We start from the raw sequence: 16,539 nt of genomic DNA, 5'->3' as shown, positions 1-16,539 counted from the left end.
CTCAAGAGAGCTCAGGGTTATAACGGTTCCGGTACAAGACAGGCCGATCACCGAAAGGCGCGTGATGATCCTTGATCGGTCCGAAACGGCATGAGTCATGTTGACCTTCGATCCTGGGCACCTGACCTCCGCACAACGCGACGGCGACGCCTGCGTCGTGTGCCATAAGAAGTGGCCGCGTCCCCGCGTCCGGGTCGGCCGGCTCCCGAGCAGCGCCTATGTGCTCGCCTGCCACGAGTGCGCGGAGACCCTCGACCTCGTCGCGCCCGTGCGCCAGGGCCGCACCCGCGCCGGCCAGGCGATCGCCCGCCTCGCCGAATGACCCGCCCGGCCCCAGCCGCGCCTTACGACCCGCCGGGCCGCGTGGAGCGCCCGATCGCTCAGACCGCGATCGGCTCGGCGGCGGTGTCCTCACGCACGCCCCACGGGGATCCGTAGTCCTTCAGCAGGTTCAGGAACGGCACCGCGTCGAACGCCTCCGGGCCGAGCACCCCGGCTCCCGCCCACTGCCCGCCCGCCAGCAGCTCCAGCGCCACCACCGGGTGCACCGCGGTCTGCCACACCACCGCCTGCGAGCCGTACTCGTCCATGGTCCACGCGTTGTCCACCACGTGATACAGGTAGACCTCGCGCGGAGCGCCGTCCTTGCCCGTGCCCTTCACCCACGTGCCCGCGCAGGTCTTGCCCCGCATGCGCTCCCCGAGCCCGGCCGGGTCGGGCAACCGCGCCGCCACCAGGTCGCGCGGCGACACCTCGATGCCGCCGACCTTTACCTTGTCGGTGGTGTCCAGACCCAGCTTGTGCAGGGTCTTCAGCACGCCGATGAACTCCTCCCCCAGCCCATATTTGAAGGTGACCCGCTTCACGTCGAGGAAACGCGGCACGAGCAGCACCTCCTCGTGCTCGACGTTCACACATTCGACGGGCCCGATGCCCTCGGGGAAGTGGAACACCTCGGCCCCGCTGAACGGCTCGGTCGTGTGCCAGTCGCCGTTCTCCCAGATCACAGGCGGGTTGAGGCACTCTTCGATCGTCGTCCAGATGGAGAACGTCGGCGCGAAGTCATAGCCGTCCACGACCAGGTTGGACCCGTCGCGCACGCCGATCTCCTCGATCTCGCGGAAGAGGTGGTCGGCCGCATAGCGGGCGAACACATCCGCGAGCCCCGGCTCGACCCCCATCCCGACCAGCGCCAGCCGCCCCGAGTCGCGCCACCTGTCGTCGAGCGCGAACTGCTCGTCGCCGAGTTTGACCCCGGTCAGTTCGTACGGACGGACGGGGTGGGGCTTGGACAGCGACATGGCCATGTCCAGGTAGTGCGCTCCCGCGCTGAGGGCGGCGCGGAAGAGCGGCATCGTGAACCGCGGGTCCACCGCGTTGAACAGCACGTCGCAGCGGTGCTCACGGAGTGCCGCCGCGACCGCGGCCTCGTCTGCGGCGTCCAGTGCGATGGCGCTGAACCGGGGGTCGGCGACCCTGGCGACCGCCGCGGCGGCCCGGCTCTGTTCAGAGTCCGCGACCACGATGTGTTCGTAGAAATCTCGCCGGGCGGCGATGGGCACGACAGCGGAGCCGACCCCGCCGGCTCCTACCAGAAGGATTCTCATGACAAGCAAAATATCAACTGACTGGTCGACCAGTCGATAGTGATGTCAGCACGAATCACCGCAACAAGCACGAAATCCACCGCCGGTAGCCCGGCCGAGCACGGAAAACCCCTACAGCGAACGGTCCACTTGACGGACCGCCCCCGCGTGGGTCAGGAGCCGTCCTTCGGCTTCACGAGGTCGCGCCACGCGCGTGTCCAGGCCTCGTAGTCCGCGCACTTGCCGTCGTGCGCCTTGCAGTCCTTGGCCGGCATCACCGCGAAATGCACATCGCGCAGCGCTTCCCCCGCCGGGTGGATCGCGCACATGCGCCGTGCCTTGCCGTCACAGGCCCGCGCGTTGGCCGGGGCCATCCCGGTCCAGGCCGCCGCCTGCTCCTGCACCTTCGCCGAGTTCATGTGCGACAACCACCGGTAGCCGCAGGTGGGACTCGTGGCCGACGTCGTCATCATCCACATGTCGGCCGAGGCGGTCGTCGGCAACCTCTTCGCCGCACGCACCGACCCGCCGGTCTTCGTCAGCAACTCGCGGTGATAGGGGAACATCTGACCGAGCACGGCCCGCTTGTCGCCCCCGGCGACGAACGACTCGATCGCGTCGACCGTGTCCTTCCAGTAGACCTGGCCGTCGTTCCTCATGGCCTTGACCACCTGCTCGAGCTGCCGCTCACTCAGCTGGAAGGGGTCGGCGATCCCGAGCTCGTCCCGCATCGCCAGCGCCCCGATCGCGATGCTCATGGGCGAGTCCTTGAGCGCGACCCGCCCACCTGTGAACAGCTGACGCCACGACGTGGGCCTGTCGCCCCGCCCCATCAGCTCGAAGGCACTCCACAGGAACGGCACGCCGTACACCTTGTCGCCGCGAGTGGCCGCCTTGAGGTGGCGCAGGTGCTTCGGCAGGTCGTCGTAGCCCTCCACCTGCGAGGTGTCCAGCGCCTTCGCCCGCTCCTTCTCGATCAGCCACCCCGCGACCTCGGGCGGAGCCGACACCACGTCGAAGGTGCCCTCGCGCAGATGGCGCTCCATCTCCTCCGCCGTCTGCACCGACTCCTGCCGCGCGATGCGGCATCCGGACTCCCGCTCGAACGGCGAGACCCAGTTGAGCCGGGGATCGGTGCCGCCCCACTCCATGTAGCCGCGGAAGGTGAGGATGCGCAACGTGCCCTGACTGGGCGGCGTGGCCGACGGTGCCGCCGTGGGGGCCGGGGACGGCGACTGCCGCGCCGCGCGCACCGACGTGGGCGATCCCGTGCCGCTCCCACAGGCGGTGAGCAGCACCCCCGCCGCTCCCACGACCGCGATCAGCCGAGTACGGCGAAGCCCGCCACCCACCAGACATCCCCCTCCGCGCCGAGAAGCCGTTCCTGCCACCTGCCCGGAGCCTACCGGCCTTGAGGCTCCTCACCCACCTGCCGCACGCTTTCCCCTCAGGTCACCGCGCAGGGCGGGACCTCTCCCACGACCGCCACGTCCGTCGCGCACGCGGGCAACGACACGGCGCAGACCGGGATGCCCGTCGTCTCGTCACCTGCGGCGGCAGATGTTCCGCATGTGCTCCCCGACGTGCCGGCCCCCGTTTGCCCGGCGCCCACCGGTGCGGTCGAATCCCCCTTCGGGCCGGGGGACACCGCGTGTGCGGGCGCGGCCACAAGAAAGGCCGCGGCGAACACGCCGCTCACTATGCCGCGTTCAATGGTCGAAGGCATGCTCTCGTGCTCTCTTTCCCGACGTGCGAAACGCCGTGTCTCCGAGATCCCGGCCTATCGGGCCCCGCGCCCGTAGTCCTCTCCGGTGAGCACTAAAGGGCGGCACAAGAGAGCCGCATTTCTTGCCCCTCAGGCACCTCACGCCATGCGCCTGCCTACGGCAAAGCCCCGCGAGGTCGTCTCGCGGGGCTCATGCCGTACAAAGTTATTTGTTCTCCGGGAAACCGAGGCTCACGCCCCCGTGGCTCGGGTCGAGCCAGCGTGAGGTGACGACCTTGCCGCGCGTGTAGAAATGCACGCCCTCCACACCGTGGACGTGCGTGTCGCCGAAGAGCGACGCCTTCCACCCGCCGAAGCTGTAGAACGCCATGGGCACCGGGATCGGCACGTTGACGCCGACCATGCCCACCTCGACCTCGTTCTGGAAACGCCGGGCCGCGCCACCGTCGTTGGTGAAGATAGCCGTGCCGTTGCCGTATTCGCCGGTGTTGATGAGCTCAAGCCCCTCGTCGAAGGAGCTCACCCGCACGACCGACAGGACCGGGCCGAAGATCTCCTCCCGGTGCACACGCGACCCGGCGGGCACGTGGTCGAGCACCGTCGGCCCAAGCCAGAAGCCCGGCGTGTCGGCCGCGGCCCCGCCGCCGAGGATGGGGGTGGTGCGCCCGTCGACCACCAGTTTGGCGCCTTCCTCCACCCCGAGGTCGAGGTAGGACGCGACCTTGTCCCGGTGTTCGCCCGTCACCAGCGGGCCCATCTCCGAGGCGGCGTCGTCGCCGGGGCCAACGGTGAGCCGCTCGACCCGGGCCACGATCTTGTCCACGAGCTCGTCGCCCACGGGGTCGACAGCGAGCACGACCGAGATCGCCATGCAGCGCTCACCTGCCGAACCGAAGCCGGCGGAGACCGCGGCGTCGGCGACGAGGTCGAGGTCGGCGTCGGGCAGCACCAGCATGTGGTTCTTGGCCCCGCCGAGCGCCTGCACACGCTTGCCGTGCGCGGTGCCGGTCTCGTAGACGTAGCGGGCGATCGGGGTCGAGCCGACGAACGACACGGCGCGCACGTCGGGGTGCTCCAGCAGCCGGTCCACCGCGACCTTGTCGCCCTGCAGGACGTTGAACACGCCGTCGGGCAGCCCGGCCTCCTTCCAGAGGGAGGCCATCAGCAGCGAAGCCGAGGGGTCCTTCTCAGAAGGCTTGAGAATGAAGGTGTTGCCGCAGGCGATGGCCACCGGGAACATCCACATCGGCACCATGGCCGGGAAGTTGAACGGCGTGATGCCGGCGACGACGCCGAGCGGCTGCCGGATCGAGTAGGAGTCGACCCGGGTCGAGACGTTCTCGGAGAAGCCGCCCTTCAGCAGGTGGGGGATCCCGCAGGCGAACTCGACGACCTCAAGCCCGCGCGCGACCTCACCGAGCGCGTCGGAGTGCACTTTGCCGTGCTCGGCGCTGATGAGGGCCGCCAGTTCGTCGCGGTGGCTGTCCATCAGCTCGCGGAAGCGGAACAGCACCCGCGCCCGCTTCACGAGGGAGGCGTCCCGCCAGGCCGGGTAAGCGGCCTTCGCCGCCGCGACCGCCGCGTCGACCTGAGCGACCTCGGCCAGCTCGACGGTGCCGGCGACCTGCCCGGTGGCCGGGTCAAAGATCTGCGATGTACGGCTGTCGCCGGCGGAGACGGGCGCGCCGCCGATCCAGTGTGCGATGTGCTTCACGACGCCACCTCGGCGTTGATGGTCTCAAGGGCGGCGACGATGATGCCGAGGCCCTCGGCGGCCTCGTCCATGGTCAGGGTGAGGGGAGGAGCCATGCGGAGGGCGTTGCCGTACAGCCCGCCCTTGCCGGCGAGCAGGCCGGCCTTCTTGGTCTCCTCCATGAAACGCGCGGCGAGCGCGGGCGCCGGGGCGCCGGTCGCCGGGTCCACGAGCTCGACGGCGAACATGAGGCCCTTGCCGCGCACGTCGCCGACGATCGGGAGGCGCTTGCCCGCCTCGCGCAGCCCGGCGATGATGTGCGCGCCGGTGCGGGCGGCGTTGGCCTGCAGGTCGTGGTCGAGCACGTAGTCGAGGGTGGCTTTGGCGGCTGCCATGGAGATGGGGTTGCCGCCGAAGGTGGCGAGGCCGGTCGCGTGGAGGCTGTCCATCAGGTCGCCCCGCGCCACGATGCCGCCGACGGCGAAGCCGTTGCCGAGGCCCTTGGCGAAGGTCATCATGTCGGGCGTGACGCCGTGGTTCTGGATGCCGAAGAAGGCGCTGCCCGTCCGGCCCCAGCCTGTCTGGACCTCGTCGGAGATGAACAGGATGCCCTGCTCGTCGAGAACCTCCTTGTAGGCGGCGAACAGACCGTCGGGTGCCATGGTGAACCCGCCGACGCCCTGGACCGGCTCGGCGATGAGCGCCGCGACGTCGCCGCCGACGGTGGTGGCGAGCACGTGCCGCAGGTCCGCCACGCAGGCGGCGATGTAGTCCGCGTCGTTCATCGCGCGGAACTGCGGGAGGTGGCGGTCGGCGCCGTGCAGGAAGTGCACGTTGAGCGGCGAGTAGGAGTTGTTCTTCCACGACCGGTTGGAGGTCACACCGATCGCGCCGAACGACCGGCCGTGGTAGCTCTGCCGCATCGCCAGCACCTGGTCGGTCTTGCGGGCGTAGGTCGCGAGGAGCAGCGCGGTCTCGTTGGCCTCGGTGCCCGAGTTGGTGAAGAAGACCTTGGCGTCCTTGATGCCGGACAGCTTGGCGATCTTCTCGGCCAGCTCGACCTGCCCGCGGAGCAGGTAGACCGTAGAGGTGTGCACCACGCCTGTGGCGAGCTGGCGCTCCACGGCCTCCCGCACCTCGGGCACGTCGTAGCCGATCATGTTGGTCAGAATGCCGGCGAAGAAGTCCAGGTAAGTCTTGCCTGAGGCGTCCACCACCCGGTTGCCCTTGCCGCTCACGATCTCGATGGGCTCGTCGTAATAAACGGCCACCCAGTTGGGGATCACTGCCCGGTGGCGGGCGAGGAGGTCAGACATATCTCCAGTATCCCGGCAACACGGCTCTGCTCCCAGCGGCACATTGTCGGCGCGATTTCATATCTCCTTACACTTTGTCAGCCTTCGCGAAGTGGCTGTCCTCGTCGTTCGCGCCGGTGGGCGGCGTCGCGGGGGCGGCAGCCGTACGCGGCAGGATGAAGAAGCCGACCACCACCGCGGCGAGGACGAACCCGGCGCCCACCCACGAGCCGAAGGACATCGCCGACACGAACGCCTCCTTGCCCGCCGCGATCAGCCCGGGGTCGCCGGAGGCGATGGCGCCGGCGATGGACTCGCGGGCCGCGGGCGGGGCGTCCGCCGCCATGTCCGCGGTATACATCCCGGCGAGGGCGCTGCCGAGCAGGGCCACACTCAGCGCCGCGCCGACCTGCTGAAGCGTGTCGTTGACCGCCGAGCCGACGCCCGCGTGCTTCTTCGGCACAGCGCTCATGAGCGCCGTGTAGACCGACGGGCCCGCCAGGCCCATGCCGACGCCCATGATCAACAGCGCGGCCAGCATCATCCAGTAGCCGTCGTCGACGGGCAGGAAGGCCATGACGACGAAGGCGAGGACGGAGATCGCCATGCCGCCGATGATGAGGGGACGGTTGGCGATCTTCTGGCCGAGCGTGGCGCCGAGGATGTTGAAGACGGTGGTCGCCGCCGCGTAGGGGAGGAAGGCGAGGCCCGCCTCGATCGGGCTCATGCCCTGCACGAACTGGAGATATTGCGTCAGCAGGAGCAGGACGGCCCCGCTGCCGAAGGTCATCAGCAGGATCGTGAACGAGGCGCCGCTGAACTCCTTGTTCTTGAACAGGTCCATCGGCAGCATCGGGTGGGCCACCCGGGACTCCCACACGACGAACCCGCCGAGGGCGAGCACCGCGATCGCGAACGCCACCAGGGTCTGTGCGGCCGACCAACCCGCGTGCGGACCGGAGATGACACCGAAGACCAGCGCGGTCATGCCGACGATCGACAGGACGACGCCGACCGGGTCGACGGGCCTGAACTCGCCCTTGGACTCGGGCATGAGCAGGACCGCGGCGACGATGGCGATCAGGGCGATCGGGATGTTGATCGCGAAGGCCGAGGCCCAGGAGAAGTATTCCAGCAGGGTGCCGCCGAGGGTCGGGCCGAGGATCATGCCGACCATGGCGACGGTGCTCCACACGGCGATGGCCTTGCGGCGCTCGGGCCCGTCGAAGACGTTGATCAGGATCGACAGGGTGCTCGGCATCAGGATCGACCCGCCGACGCCCATCAGCGCCCGCGCGCCGACGAGGTGCCACGGCTCGGTGCCCAGCATGGCGACCCCCGACGCTCCGCCCAGGATGATCAGGCCGATGATCAGGAAGCGGCGCCTGCCGTAGCGGTCGGAGAGGCTGCCCGCGGTGATGAGCAGACCGGCGAAGACCAGGATGTAGGCGTCAATGATCCACTGGATGTCCGAGGGGGTGGCCCCGAGCTCGGACATCAGCGAGGGGATGGCCAGGTTGAGGATCATATTGTCCACAACCAGGACCAACAACGCGAGGCAGAGGGCGCCGAGGATCCACCAGCGCCGGGGGTGCGGCTCTACTCGTACAGCGTTCGATGTCACTCGCACACTGTACGACACAACTCGAACAGTGTGCGACATGAATTACCCTTAGGCGAAAGACGAGGAGGCACTGTGACCGAGACACCCAAGGTCACCACGGTGTGGTTCAAGGACACCGCGAAGGGCTCACGCCCCAAGCGCACCGGCGACCTTAGCCGCGAGCAGATCGTGCGCGCGGCGGTCGAGATCCTCGACAACGAGGGCATCGACGCCCTGAGCATGCGCCGGCTCGGCGCCAAGCTGGGCGCAGGCGCGACCTCGATCTATTGGCACGTCGCGACCAAGTCCGACCTGCTCGACCTCGCGACCGACGAGATCCTCGGCGAGATCGAGATTCCCGAGGAGGGAGACTGGCAGCTCCGCGCCGGGATCGTCGCCTACAACCTGCGCACGACGCTCATGCGGCACCGCTGGGCGCCCGGCCTGATGACCACACGCCCCAACATCGGCCCACACGCGATGGACCTCACCGAGCAGGTCTTGTCGATCTTCCTGGGGGCCGGATTCTCCCCGGTCGACGCCTCCATGGCGAACAGCACGATCACCGGTTATGTGCTCGGTCTCACCGTGGGCGACGCCGCCTGGGACGAGGTGATGGCCGCTTCGAACACCGCCGAGCAGGACTGGCTGGACAAGATGGTGCCGTTCCTTCAGCAGATGATGGCCGACAGGCCGACGCTGAAGGCGGTCTACCTCGGCACGCGCGGCAGCATGGACTCGCGGATGGCGGCCGCTGTGCGCTTCGAATTCGGACTCCAGTGCATCTTGGACGGCCTCGCCGCGCGTCTGGATCGGCCGTGCGCAGGTCAGGCGATCATCTGTGTGACGCACAAGGACAAGGCACAGGGCTGACAGCGGGCGATGTAAATCTCTGCCCAGAGCAATTCGGACATTGTGTGATATGTGATACCTCGCGGATACAGGGGGATCGTATAGTCTCGATCCGTGTTACCCACCATCGCCGACGTGCTCGCCCTGGACACCGTCCGCAGGGGAAATCCCCACGTCGTCACGGGTGCCGACCGGCTTGACACCCGGGTGCGCTGGGTCCACGTGGGTGAGGTCGAGGGCATCGCCCACCTGCTCCGCGGCGGCGAACTCGTCCTCACCACCGGTGTCGCCCTGCCCGACGACCCCGCCAAACTCGCCGGCTACATCGCCGAGCTCGCCGCCGTCGGCGCCGCCGGCCTCATCGTCGAGCTCGGCCGCAAATTCGTCGGCAGCCCTCCGGCAGCCGTCGTCGACGCCGCCGAGGCGCACGGCCTCCCGCTGATCACCCTGTCGCGCGAGACCCCGTTCGTGCAGATCACCGAGTCCGTGCACGCCCGCATCATCGACAACCAGCTTGAGGAGCTCCGCGCCTCCGAGCAGCTCCACGAGGTGTTCACCGAGTTGTCGGTCGAAGGCGCCTCCCCCGCCGAGGTGCTGAGCCAGGTCGCCCGCCTGTCCGGCCGCCCCGTGCTGCTGGAGAACCTCGCCCACCAGGTGCTCGCCTGCGAGACCGCCGGCCGCGACCCCGGCCCGCTGCTCGGCAGCTGGGAGAGCCGCTCACGCGCGGTCAAACCCACCGAACGCACCGCCTACGACGCCGCCTCCGGCTGGCTCGTCACCGTCGTCGGCGCCCGCGGGCAGGACTGGGGCAGGCTGATCATGCTCTTCCTGGAGCCGCCCACGCCCCGCGACATCGTGCTCGCCGAACGCGCCGCCACCACCCTGGCCCTCGGCCGCCTGCTCGAACGCCATCAGGAATCCCTCGAACGGCAGGCCCACGGCACGATCATCGCCGGCATCCTCACCCACTCCTACGCCGACCCCGACGAGGCGACCGCCCGAGCGCGGGCCCTCGGCGTACCCCTCACCGGGCGCAAGCTGATCAGCGTCGTGCTCCGGCTCACCGAGGACCGCGACACGGCGCTCGACACCCAGGCCCGGCTCGGCGAACTCGCCGAGGCGACGGCGGCGGCCTGCCGCGAGGCGGGCATGCCCGCGCTGGTCGGCGCCCTCGACGACAGCCACATCGGCGTGCTGCTCCCCCTCTCACCCCGCGGCTCCGCCGAAACCGCCCTCACCACCCTCGCCGACCGCCTGCGCGCCGTCTTCCCCACCACGTTCGTGCTCGCGGCGGGCTCGGTCGTCGACTCGGTCAAAGATGTACGGCGAAGCTTCCTCGAAGCCGAACAGGTCGCCGACGTGGCCGTGCGCCAGCCCGACGGCAGGCCTTACTACCGGCTACCCGATCTGCGGCTGCGCGGCCTGCTTCACCTGCTGCGGGACGACGCGCGGCTCCAGACCTTCGCCGAGCGCGAACTCAGCCCCCTGCTCGCGCACGACGCCCAGCGGGGTGGGGACCTCACCGGAATCCTGCGCGTCTATCTCGACGCCGGGCGCAACAAAGCGGTCGCCGCACAGCGGGCTCATCTGTCAAGACCGGCGTTCTACGACAGACTTCGCCGTCTTGAACGCATCCTGGAGACCGACCTCGACGACGTCGAATCCTGCGTCTCACTGCACGTTGCCCTGCTCGCCATGGAGTCCTTCCGCCGCGACACGCGTTAACACATGGCTTGACCAGGCGAAATGCCATTTCATCGGGTAAGGCGGGCTGTCTGCTCTGCCGTGCGGCGGGCATTTTGCGGGCCTGTTCGCGCTGCTTTTGGGGTGAGTGCGGGCCGGGATCCGCTCACTGTCCGTTACAGCGGGCTTTCCAGAAATAGCGCCATCAACAGCAGTTGATTACGAAATGATCACATTTTTCGGCATTTTGAGGGGTGGACATCTTTGTACGGACCGGCAATCCGTGTGAATTAGGCCGCTTTCTCGTTCCTTTTCGCGTGTTTCGCTCCCAACGAAGGGTTGATCTCGGCACGATAGTGCCTCAAAGATCTGCCACTTCCGAGGAGAACACTGATGTCGCGCCGAGTTGTCGCCGGCCTATCCGCAGCCGTACTCACCTTCACGGCTGTCCCTGCGGTCGCCGCGTCCTCCGCGAGCGTCAGACTCCCCACCTCAAGCTTCCCCCTCGGCATCGGCGGCGCCGCCAGCCGCACCGGCACCGCCGTCGCCCCCGGCGTCACCCTCTTCACGGTGCGGAACGGCAAAGCCACCCAGGGCTGGACCGTGACCCTCATCCAGAACGGCGGCCGGGACTACGGCATGCGCGCCACCGCCGAGGCCAAGGCCCAGGAGGTCGCCGACGCCGGCTTCGACGCCCGCGTCGAGCCCATCGAGCGGCCCGCCGTCGCCGACTACCCGGCTGAGACGATCTACGCGGTCCGAGTCGGCCGGTGGACCCTCAAACAGCGCGCCAAGGCCGACAAGGTCGTCAAGGAACTGAAGGAAGCCGGCCTCGCGGCCAAGGCCGACTACATCGGCGACGACGGCGCCGAGACCACCGGCCCCTGGGACATCCGCGTCCTGACCGTCGACCCCAAGACCTTCCGCGGCGGCTACCGCGCCAGCCTCGGCACCAGCGTCGCCAAGCGCGAAACCACCTCCGCCATGTCCAAGCAGGTCGGCGCCATCGCCGGCATCAACGGCGGTTTCTTCAACATCCACACCTCACCCGCCCTGCGCGGCGAACCGGTCGGCATCTCCGTCGTCGGCGGCCGCCTGCTCAGCGAAGCCGTACCCGGGCGCAGCGCTCTCGTCATCCAGGGCAGGAAGGCCAAGATCACTGAGGTCAAGTCGGGCATGAGCGTCTCGTCCGACAACGGCAACACTTCTCCGGTCCATGGCGTCAACCGAGCCGCGAAGTTCGACGAACTGGTGCTCTACACCGCGGAGTGGGGCGCCAAGACCCCCGAGAACAACGGCACCGACGCCGTCCTCGACGCCGCCGGCCAGGTTGTGGCGGTCCGCGCGTCCGGCGGTGCCGTACCCAAGGGGGGCCGCGTCCTCCACGGCAGCGGCGCCGGTGCCGGCTGGATGCAGGAGAACCTCGTCCAAGGATCGAAGGTCACCTTCCCCACCAAGGTCATCGACCTCCGCACCAACCGCACCATCCCCCTCAACCCCGACACCCACGTCGTCGGCGGCGGCGTCGGCCTCGTGCGCAACGGCAAGGTCCACGTGACCGCCAAGGCCGACGGGCACGCCTCCGTCAACATGATCCTCCGCCGCCACCCGCGCAGCCTCGTCGGCGTCACCAAGTCCGGCGGCCTCATCCTCGCCGTCGTCGACGGCCGCAACCCGGGTGTGAGCGTCGGCGCGTCCTTCACCGAGGCCGCCAAACTGATGAAGTGGCTGGGCGCCCGCCAGGCGATCAACTTCGACGGCGGCGGCTCCAGCGCACTCGTCGTCAAGCACAAGGTCGTCAACCGCCCCTCGGACGGAGCCGAACGCCCCGTCGGGGACGCGCTTTTCATCACCAACTAGCGGCAGCGGGTCACTAGGGGGGCGCCTTCTTGGAGATCAAACACGGCCGAGGGGGGCCGCGGCGGCTCCTCGAAGCGGAGGCGCCTTGCCACCGCCAGGCTCGGCGGGCCTGGCCCGGCTCTCGGGCCTGGCCCGGCTCTCGGGCCTGGCCTGTTCCGGCCTGGTCTGTTTCGCCCTCGCTTGGCCTAGCCCCCTGACCTGGCCCCGCCCCGGCGTGGCCTGGCCCGGTCTGGCCTGGCCCGGTCTGGCCTGGCCCGCCCCAGCTTACGAATCGGACTCTAGCTCACGGCGGCCACGCAGGCCGCGCCGATGATGCCAGCCTCGTTTTGCAGCGAGGCCGGCACCAGCGGTGTACGCAGCTTGAGATGCGGCAGGAACTTCTCCGCTTTCCTGCTCACCCCTCCCCCAATGACGATCAGGTTGGGCGATAGCAGCATCTCCACATGCTCGAGATATTCCTCTACCCGCTCCGCCCACTTGTCCCAGCTCAGATCATGGTCCGTACGGCTTTGCGCCGAGGCCCGGGCCTCGGCCTCCTTGCCCCTGATCTGCAGATGGCCGAACTCGGTGTTCGGCACCAGGTGCCCGTCGACAAACAGAGCGCTCCCGATCCCCGTCCCGAACGTCAGCACGAGCACCACGCCGTGCAGATCCCGCCCGGCGCCGAACGACACCTCGGCGAGCCCCGCGGCGTCGGCATCGTTGAGCACGGTCACCTTCTGGCCGGTCACCCCGGCGAACAACGCGGCGGCATCGGTGCCGATCCAACTCTTATCCATGTTCGCCGCAGTCCGCACGATCCCATCGAGCACCACGCCCGGAAAGGTCACCCCGATCGGCCCCGTCCAGGCGAACTCCTCAACAATTTCCCGGACGACCTCGGCCACTCTCCCCGGCTCGGACGGATCCGGAGTGGGGATCCGCAACCGATCCTTGATCAACTTTCCTGCAACCGTATCGACGGGGGCACCCTTGATGCCCGATCCGCCGATATCGATGCCCATTGCTGCCATAGGTGGCACCTTCCCAGGATCAGGGGATTTCATCCAAGTCTGCGTCACTTCAGCCTAGTGAGAGCTCCTAAATAGGCATCGATGGGGTGCACCCGCCCCTTGAGCGGGGTAACGCAATCCCACCAAGTAATCGCGGAAATCTCCTCATTCGGGGTGAAACTCGTATGTGGACTGAGCACCGTAGCGGTGTAAAGCCCCCCATACTCCACCCGGCACTCCACGCCAAGCATAAATCGCGCATAACCGACCAAAACAAGCGGAGCGACATGAAGTCCCGATTCCTCCTCTAACTCCCGCACCGCCGCCTGTTGCAGACTCTCCCCCGGATCGACCATGCCGCCGGGCAACTCCCAGTGGCCCCGCAGCCGATTGAAGACCAGCAACAGCCGCCCCTCACACCACACCGCCACCAGCGCAAACGGCGTAGGCCCATCTGTGAGGGAAACCTCGTTGCCCACCGGATAAAAAGCGGTCAGCGCATTGCCCGCATCATCCTCAACAAGCACGATTACCGTCGCGGCCTACGCGGACGCATAATCAACGCCGCCACATGATAGGAACACGGCACCTCACCCGGATTCGCATAGCCATGCACCACATCAGCGCTGAAGTAGACCGAATCCCCCGGCCCAAGATCTATAACCTCGTCCCCCACCGAGAGCCGCAAAACTCCCGCGTCCACCACAACAAACTCATGCGACCCCGGCGCATAAGCCGGATAAACCCCGGCGTCACACCCCGGCGGCAACGTCGTGTGCACCCACTCGAAATTCACCCCCGGCACCACCGGCGTCAACACCGTCCGCCGCCAGCCACCGGGCTCCTGCACCACATCCTGCGCCGCCGCCCGCCGCACGATGACACGATCCCGATCCGACTCCTCCACCAACCTCGCCAGCGGAACCCCCAAACCTTCGGCCACACGCGCCAACACCACAACCGTGGGAGCCTTCCGCCCCCGCTCAACCGAGGACAACATGCTCACACTCACCTGAGCAGCACTCGCCACCTCAGTCAACGTCAACCCACGCTCAACCCGCAACCTCTGCACCCTGCGTCCCAGCTCCACCAAATCCATGTTCTCTATAATAAAACCAACTTTCACTATAGAGAAAACAGAGCTCGCGCATGACCGCCCACATCCGCCCCGCCACCCCCCAAGACCTACCGGCCATCGCCGACATCTACGCCCACTACGTCACCCACACCGTCACCACCTTCGACGACACCCCACTCCCCCTCACCACATGGCGCCAACGCCTGGACGACCTATCCGCCCTGCAACTCCCATTCCTCACGGCCCACCACGCCAACGAGGTCATCGGCTACGCCCTGGCCACCCCCTGGCGCCCCAAACCGGCCTACTGCCACACCGTCGAGGACTCCATCTACCTGGCCCCCGAATGGACCGGCAAAGGCCTCGGCCGCCCCCTCCTGGAAGCCCTCATCACCGCCGCCGGCGAGGCGAACGCCAAACAAATGATCGCCGTCATAGCCGACACCGGCACCCCCACCTCGACCGCCCTCCACCTAGCCTGCGGCTTCACCCACGCCGGCCTCCTCACCAACGTCGGCCACAAACACAACCGCTGGATCGACACCCTCCTGCTCCAACGCTCGTTGTAGGTCCATTCCCCACAGGGTGTTGGTCCAACCAGGGGCGGTTCGGGGCCGATTCAGACAGAGGCCGATCCGGACAGGAGCCGATCCAGGCAGCAGGACGGCTCAGTCAGACAGGAGCGGCTGTTCAGACAGAGGCCGATCCAGGGCCGATTCGGAGTGACGTGCGGTCCAGACGGGAAGGCGGTCGAGAGGGCCGATCGAGACAGAAGAGCAGTTCAGACAGATCGCACCGCATCCCCCTCCGCCAGTGCCGACTCACCTCCCCGCACGGGCACCGGTCGCCGATGTTCACCCAGGGGATCGAGGGACAACGCCGCCGACACTACTCTGCTGTGCCATGCAGGGAACACGCCTCGATACCACTCGGATCCGGGCAGCCCGCCAGGTAATCGACCCGATTTTCCTCGACACCCCGCTGTACTCTTGCGAGGCGCTGGCGCCCCGCCTCGGATGCAAGGTGAGCATCAAGCTCGAAACGGCCAACCCGGTCCGCAGCTTCAAGGGCCGCGGCACCGAACTGGTCGCAAGCCTGCTCGCCGCCAACGGCTCGCAAGCCGCAGTGTGCGCCAGCGCCGGCAACCTCGGCCAAGCCCTCGCCTGGTCCGCCCGCGACCGGGGACTCGACATCACCGTCGTTGCATCCCGCTCCGCCCCCGCGACCAAACTCGACCGCATCCGCGCACTAGGCGCCAAGCTCGAACTGGTAGACGGCGACTTCGACACGGCCCGCGAGCGCGCAGTGGCCATCGCACAGCACAACGGCATCCGGCTGGTCGAAGACAGCCTGGACATCGAGACCTGCGAAGGCGCGGCAACCCTCGGCCTGGAACTGGTGGACCGCACACCCTCGTTCGACACCGTACTCATCCCCCTCGGCGGCGGCGCCCTGGCCACCGGGGTCGGGCCCGTGCTGAAGGCCCTGGCACCCGAAGTCGAGGTAATCTGCGTCCAACCAGCGGGCGCCCCGGCGATGACACTCTCGTGGCGCCAACGACGCGTAGTCACCACCGACTCGACCAACACCATCGCCGACGGCGTAGCCGGCCGATGCCCCATCCCAGCCGTCCTGGACGACCTCCTCCTAGTCGCCGACGACGCCCTACTGGTCCAGGAGGCATCGATCATCACCGGCATGCGAATGCTCCTCGACCATGCCGGCCTCGTCGTCGAACCCTCGGCCGCACTGGGCATCGCGGCAATCCTCGAAAACCGCGACCGCTTCGCCAGCCGCCACGTGGTCACCATCGTGTGCGGCAGCAACGTCAACGTAGACGCCTACCACCGCTGGATCGGCGCAACTCCCATCTAGGAGCCTCAACAGGTACCCGTTCCCCGAGTCGACGCAGTACGCAGTACCCGATCACCAAGAGGCGACGGATAGAGCGATCCATCACTCTCCACCCGAGTCACCACAGACAACCCCACAGCTAAAAAGGGGCCACCCACTAGGCGCCCTTCCCCAAATAGACCAACCATTCCCCCACCTCAATCGGGCCCCTCAACCCCGAACGCGAACCCCGAGAAAATCAGCCACACCCAACCGACACCCGCTGTCCGCAACCGACTACAGAACCCCGAAAACACAAAAAGGCCGCCCAGCAGGCC

General features: G+C 67.9%; 15 protein-coding genes. 6 read left to right on the top strand and 9 right to left on the bottom strand.

Annotated elements, in window-relative coordinates:
• The first annotated feature begins 97 nt into the window (after positions 1 to 97).
• Positions 98 to 322: a hypothetical protein gene (locus Ssi02_RS00075; RefSeq protein WP_204019564.1), complete on the top strand. Its 225-nt coding sequence runs from the start codon at positions 98 to 100 to the stop codon at positions 320 to 322.
• Between the two features lie 58 nt (positions 323 to 380).
• On the opposite strand, the gene Ssi02_RS00070 is transcribed toward Ssi02_RS00075, so the two are convergent.
• From Ssi02_RS00070 to Ssi02_RS00045, 6 genes are all read right to left on the bottom strand, one after another.
• Positions 381 to 1,607, bottom strand: coding sequence for a saccharopine dehydrogenase family protein (locus tag Ssi02_RS00070; protein WP_204019561.1), 1,227 nt, complete (start codon positions 1,605 to 1,607; stop codon positions 381 to 383).
• A gap of 152 nt (positions 1,608 to 1,759) precedes the next feature.
• Positions 1,760 to 2,938 (bottom strand): extracellular solute-binding protein, encoded by a 1,179-nt coding sequence (locus Ssi02_RS00065; RefSeq protein WP_204019558.1) that lies wholly within the window; start codon positions 2,936 to 2,938, stop codon positions 1,760 to 1,762.
• A 95-nt stretch (positions 2,939 to 3,033) separates the two neighbouring features.
• Positions 3,034 to 3,312: a hypothetical protein gene (locus Ssi02_RS00060; protein WP_204019555.1), complete on the bottom strand. Its 279-nt coding sequence runs from the start codon at positions 3,310 to 3,312 to the stop codon at positions 3,034 to 3,036.
• 205 nt (positions 3,313 to 3,517) lie between these two features.
• A complete protein-coding gene (locus Ssi02_RS00055) occupies positions 3,518 to 5,026 on the bottom strand; it encodes a CoA-acylating methylmalonate-semialdehyde dehydrogenase (RefSeq protein ID WP_204019552.1) in 1,509 nt (502 codons plus the stop codon).
• Entirely contained in the window at positions 5,023 to 6,321 is a 1,299-nt protein-coding gene (locus Ssi02_RS00050; RefSeq protein ID WP_204019550.1) for an aspartate aminotransferase family protein, read from the bottom strand. The genes Ssi02_RS00055 and Ssi02_RS00050 overlap by 4 nt, the downstream gene beginning before the upstream one ends.
• 67 nt (positions 6,322 to 6,388) lie before the next feature.
• Complete coding sequence (locus Ssi02_RS00045) at positions 6,389 to 7,828, bottom strand: MFS transporter (RefSeq protein ID WP_239128471.1); 1,440 nt, start codon at positions 7,826 to 7,828, stop codon at positions 6,389 to 6,391.
• A 168-nt stretch (positions 7,829 to 7,996) separates the two neighbouring features.
• Here Ssi02_RS00045 and Ssi02_RS00040 point away from each other — a divergent pair, with 168 nt between their 5' ends.
• From Ssi02_RS00040 to Ssi02_RS00030, 3 genes are all read left to right on the top strand, one after another.
• Complete coding sequence (locus Ssi02_RS00040; RefSeq protein WP_204019545.1) at positions 7,997 to 8,776, top strand: TetR/AcrR family transcriptional regulator; 780 nt, start codon at positions 7,997 to 7,999, stop codon at positions 8,774 to 8,776.
• A 93-nt stretch (positions 8,777 to 8,869) separates the two neighbouring features.
• The gene (locus tag Ssi02_RS00035; RefSeq protein WP_204019542.1) at positions 8,870 to 10,480 is read left to right on the top strand and encodes a PucR family transcriptional regulator; all 1,611 of its coding nucleotides are present in this window, start codon (positions 8,870 to 8,872) and stop codon (positions 10,478 to 10,480) included.
• Between the two features lie 351 nt (positions 10,481 to 10,831).
• The gene (locus Ssi02_RS00030; protein ID WP_204019539.1) at positions 10,832 to 12,298 is read left to right on the top strand and encodes a phosphodiester glycosidase family protein; all 1,467 of its coding nucleotides are present in this window, start codon (positions 10,832 to 10,834) and stop codon (positions 12,296 to 12,298) included.
• Between the two features lie 278 nt (positions 12,299 to 12,576).
• Here the strand turns inward: Ssi02_RS00030 and ppgK are convergent, their stop codons facing one another.
• The 3 genes from ppgK to Ssi02_RS00015 are packed head-to-tail and all read right to left on the bottom strand — an operon-like array spanning position 12,577 to position 14,389.
• Positions 12,577 to 13,311: a polyphosphate--glucose phosphotransferase gene (ppgK, locus tag Ssi02_RS00025; protein ID WP_204019536.1), complete on the bottom strand. Its 735-nt coding sequence runs from the start codon at positions 13,309 to 13,311 to the stop codon at positions 12,577 to 12,579.
• Positions 13,312 to 13,355: 44 nt separating this feature from the next.
• Complete coding sequence (locus tag Ssi02_RS39195; RefSeq protein ID WP_275410551.1) at positions 13,356 to 13,817, bottom strand: NUDIX hydrolase; 462 nt, start codon at positions 13,815 to 13,817, stop codon at positions 13,356 to 13,358.
• Between the two features lie 2 nt (positions 13,818 to 13,819).
• A complete protein-coding gene (locus tag Ssi02_RS00015; RefSeq protein ID WP_204019534.1) occupies positions 13,820 to 14,389 on the bottom strand; it encodes a helix-turn-helix domain-containing protein in 570 nt (189 codons plus the stop codon).
• Positions 14,390 to 14,439: 50 nt separating this feature from the next.
• Here Ssi02_RS00015 and Ssi02_RS00010 point away from each other — a divergent pair, with 50 nt between their 5' ends.
• Entirely contained in the window at positions 14,440 to 14,937 is a 498-nt protein-coding gene (locus Ssi02_RS00010; protein WP_204019531.1) for a GNAT family N-acetyltransferase, read from the top strand.
• Positions 14,938 to 15,271: 334 nt separating this feature from the next.
• Complete coding sequence (locus Ssi02_RS00005) at positions 15,272 to 16,243, top strand: threonine ammonia-lyase (RefSeq protein ID WP_204019528.1); 972 nt, start codon at positions 15,272 to 15,274, stop codon at positions 16,241 to 16,243.
• Positions 16,244 to 16,539: the final 296 nt, after the last annotated feature.

Source organism: Sinosporangium siamense (genome assembly GCF_016863435.1).
GTDB classification, from domain to species: Bacteria; Actinomycetota; Actinomycetes; order Streptosporangiales; family Streptosporangiaceae; genus Sinosporangium; species Sinosporangium siamense.
The sequence above is the reverse complement of the archived record's forward strand: the minus strand, read 5'-3'. Positions and strand labels throughout refer to the sequence as shown.

What these genes read in the sequence shown, in the direction of transcription:
- Ssi02_RS00075 (WP_204019564.1), top strand. Translation starts at nt 98, where the DNA reads ATGTTGACCTTCGATCCTGGGCACCTGACCTCCGCACAACGCGACGGC.
- Ssi02_RS00070 (WP_204019561.1), bottom strand. Translation starts at nt 1,607, where the DNA reads ATGAGAATCCTTCTGGTAGGAGCCGGCGGGGTCGGCTCCGCTGTCGTG.
- Ssi02_RS00060 (WP_204019555.1), bottom strand. Translation starts at nt 3,312, where the DNA reads ATGCCTTCGACCATTGAACGCGGCATAGTGAGCGGCGTGTTCGCCGCG.
- Ssi02_RS00050 (WP_204019550.1), bottom strand. Translation starts at nt 6,321, where the DNA reads ATGTCTGACCTCCTCGCCCGCCACCGGGCAGTGATCCCCAACTGGGTG.
- Ssi02_RS00045 (WP_239128471.1), bottom strand. Translation starts at nt 7,828, where the DNA reads ATGATCCTCAACCTGGCCATCCCCTCGCTGATGTCCGAGCTCGGGGCC.
- Ssi02_RS00030 (WP_204019539.1), top strand. Translation starts at nt 10,832, where the DNA reads ATGTCGCGCCGAGTTGTCGCCGGCCTATCCGCAGCCGTACTCACCTTC.
- ppgK (WP_204019536.1), bottom strand. Translation starts at nt 13,311, where the DNA reads ATGGCAGCAATGGGCATCGATATCGGCGGATCGGGCATCAAGGGTGCC.
- Ssi02_RS00015 (WP_204019534.1), bottom strand. Translation starts at nt 14,389, where the DNA reads ATGGATTTGGTGGAGCTGGGACGCAGGGTGCAGAGGTTGCGGGTTGAG.
- Ssi02_RS00010 (WP_204019531.1), top strand. Translation starts at nt 14,440, where the DNA reads ATGACCGCCCACATCCGCCCCGCCACCCCCCAAGACCTACCGGCCATC.
- Ssi02_RS00005 (WP_204019528.1), top strand. Translation starts at nt 15,272, where the DNA reads ATGCAGGGAACACGCCTCGATACCACTCGGATCCGGGCAGCCCGCCAG.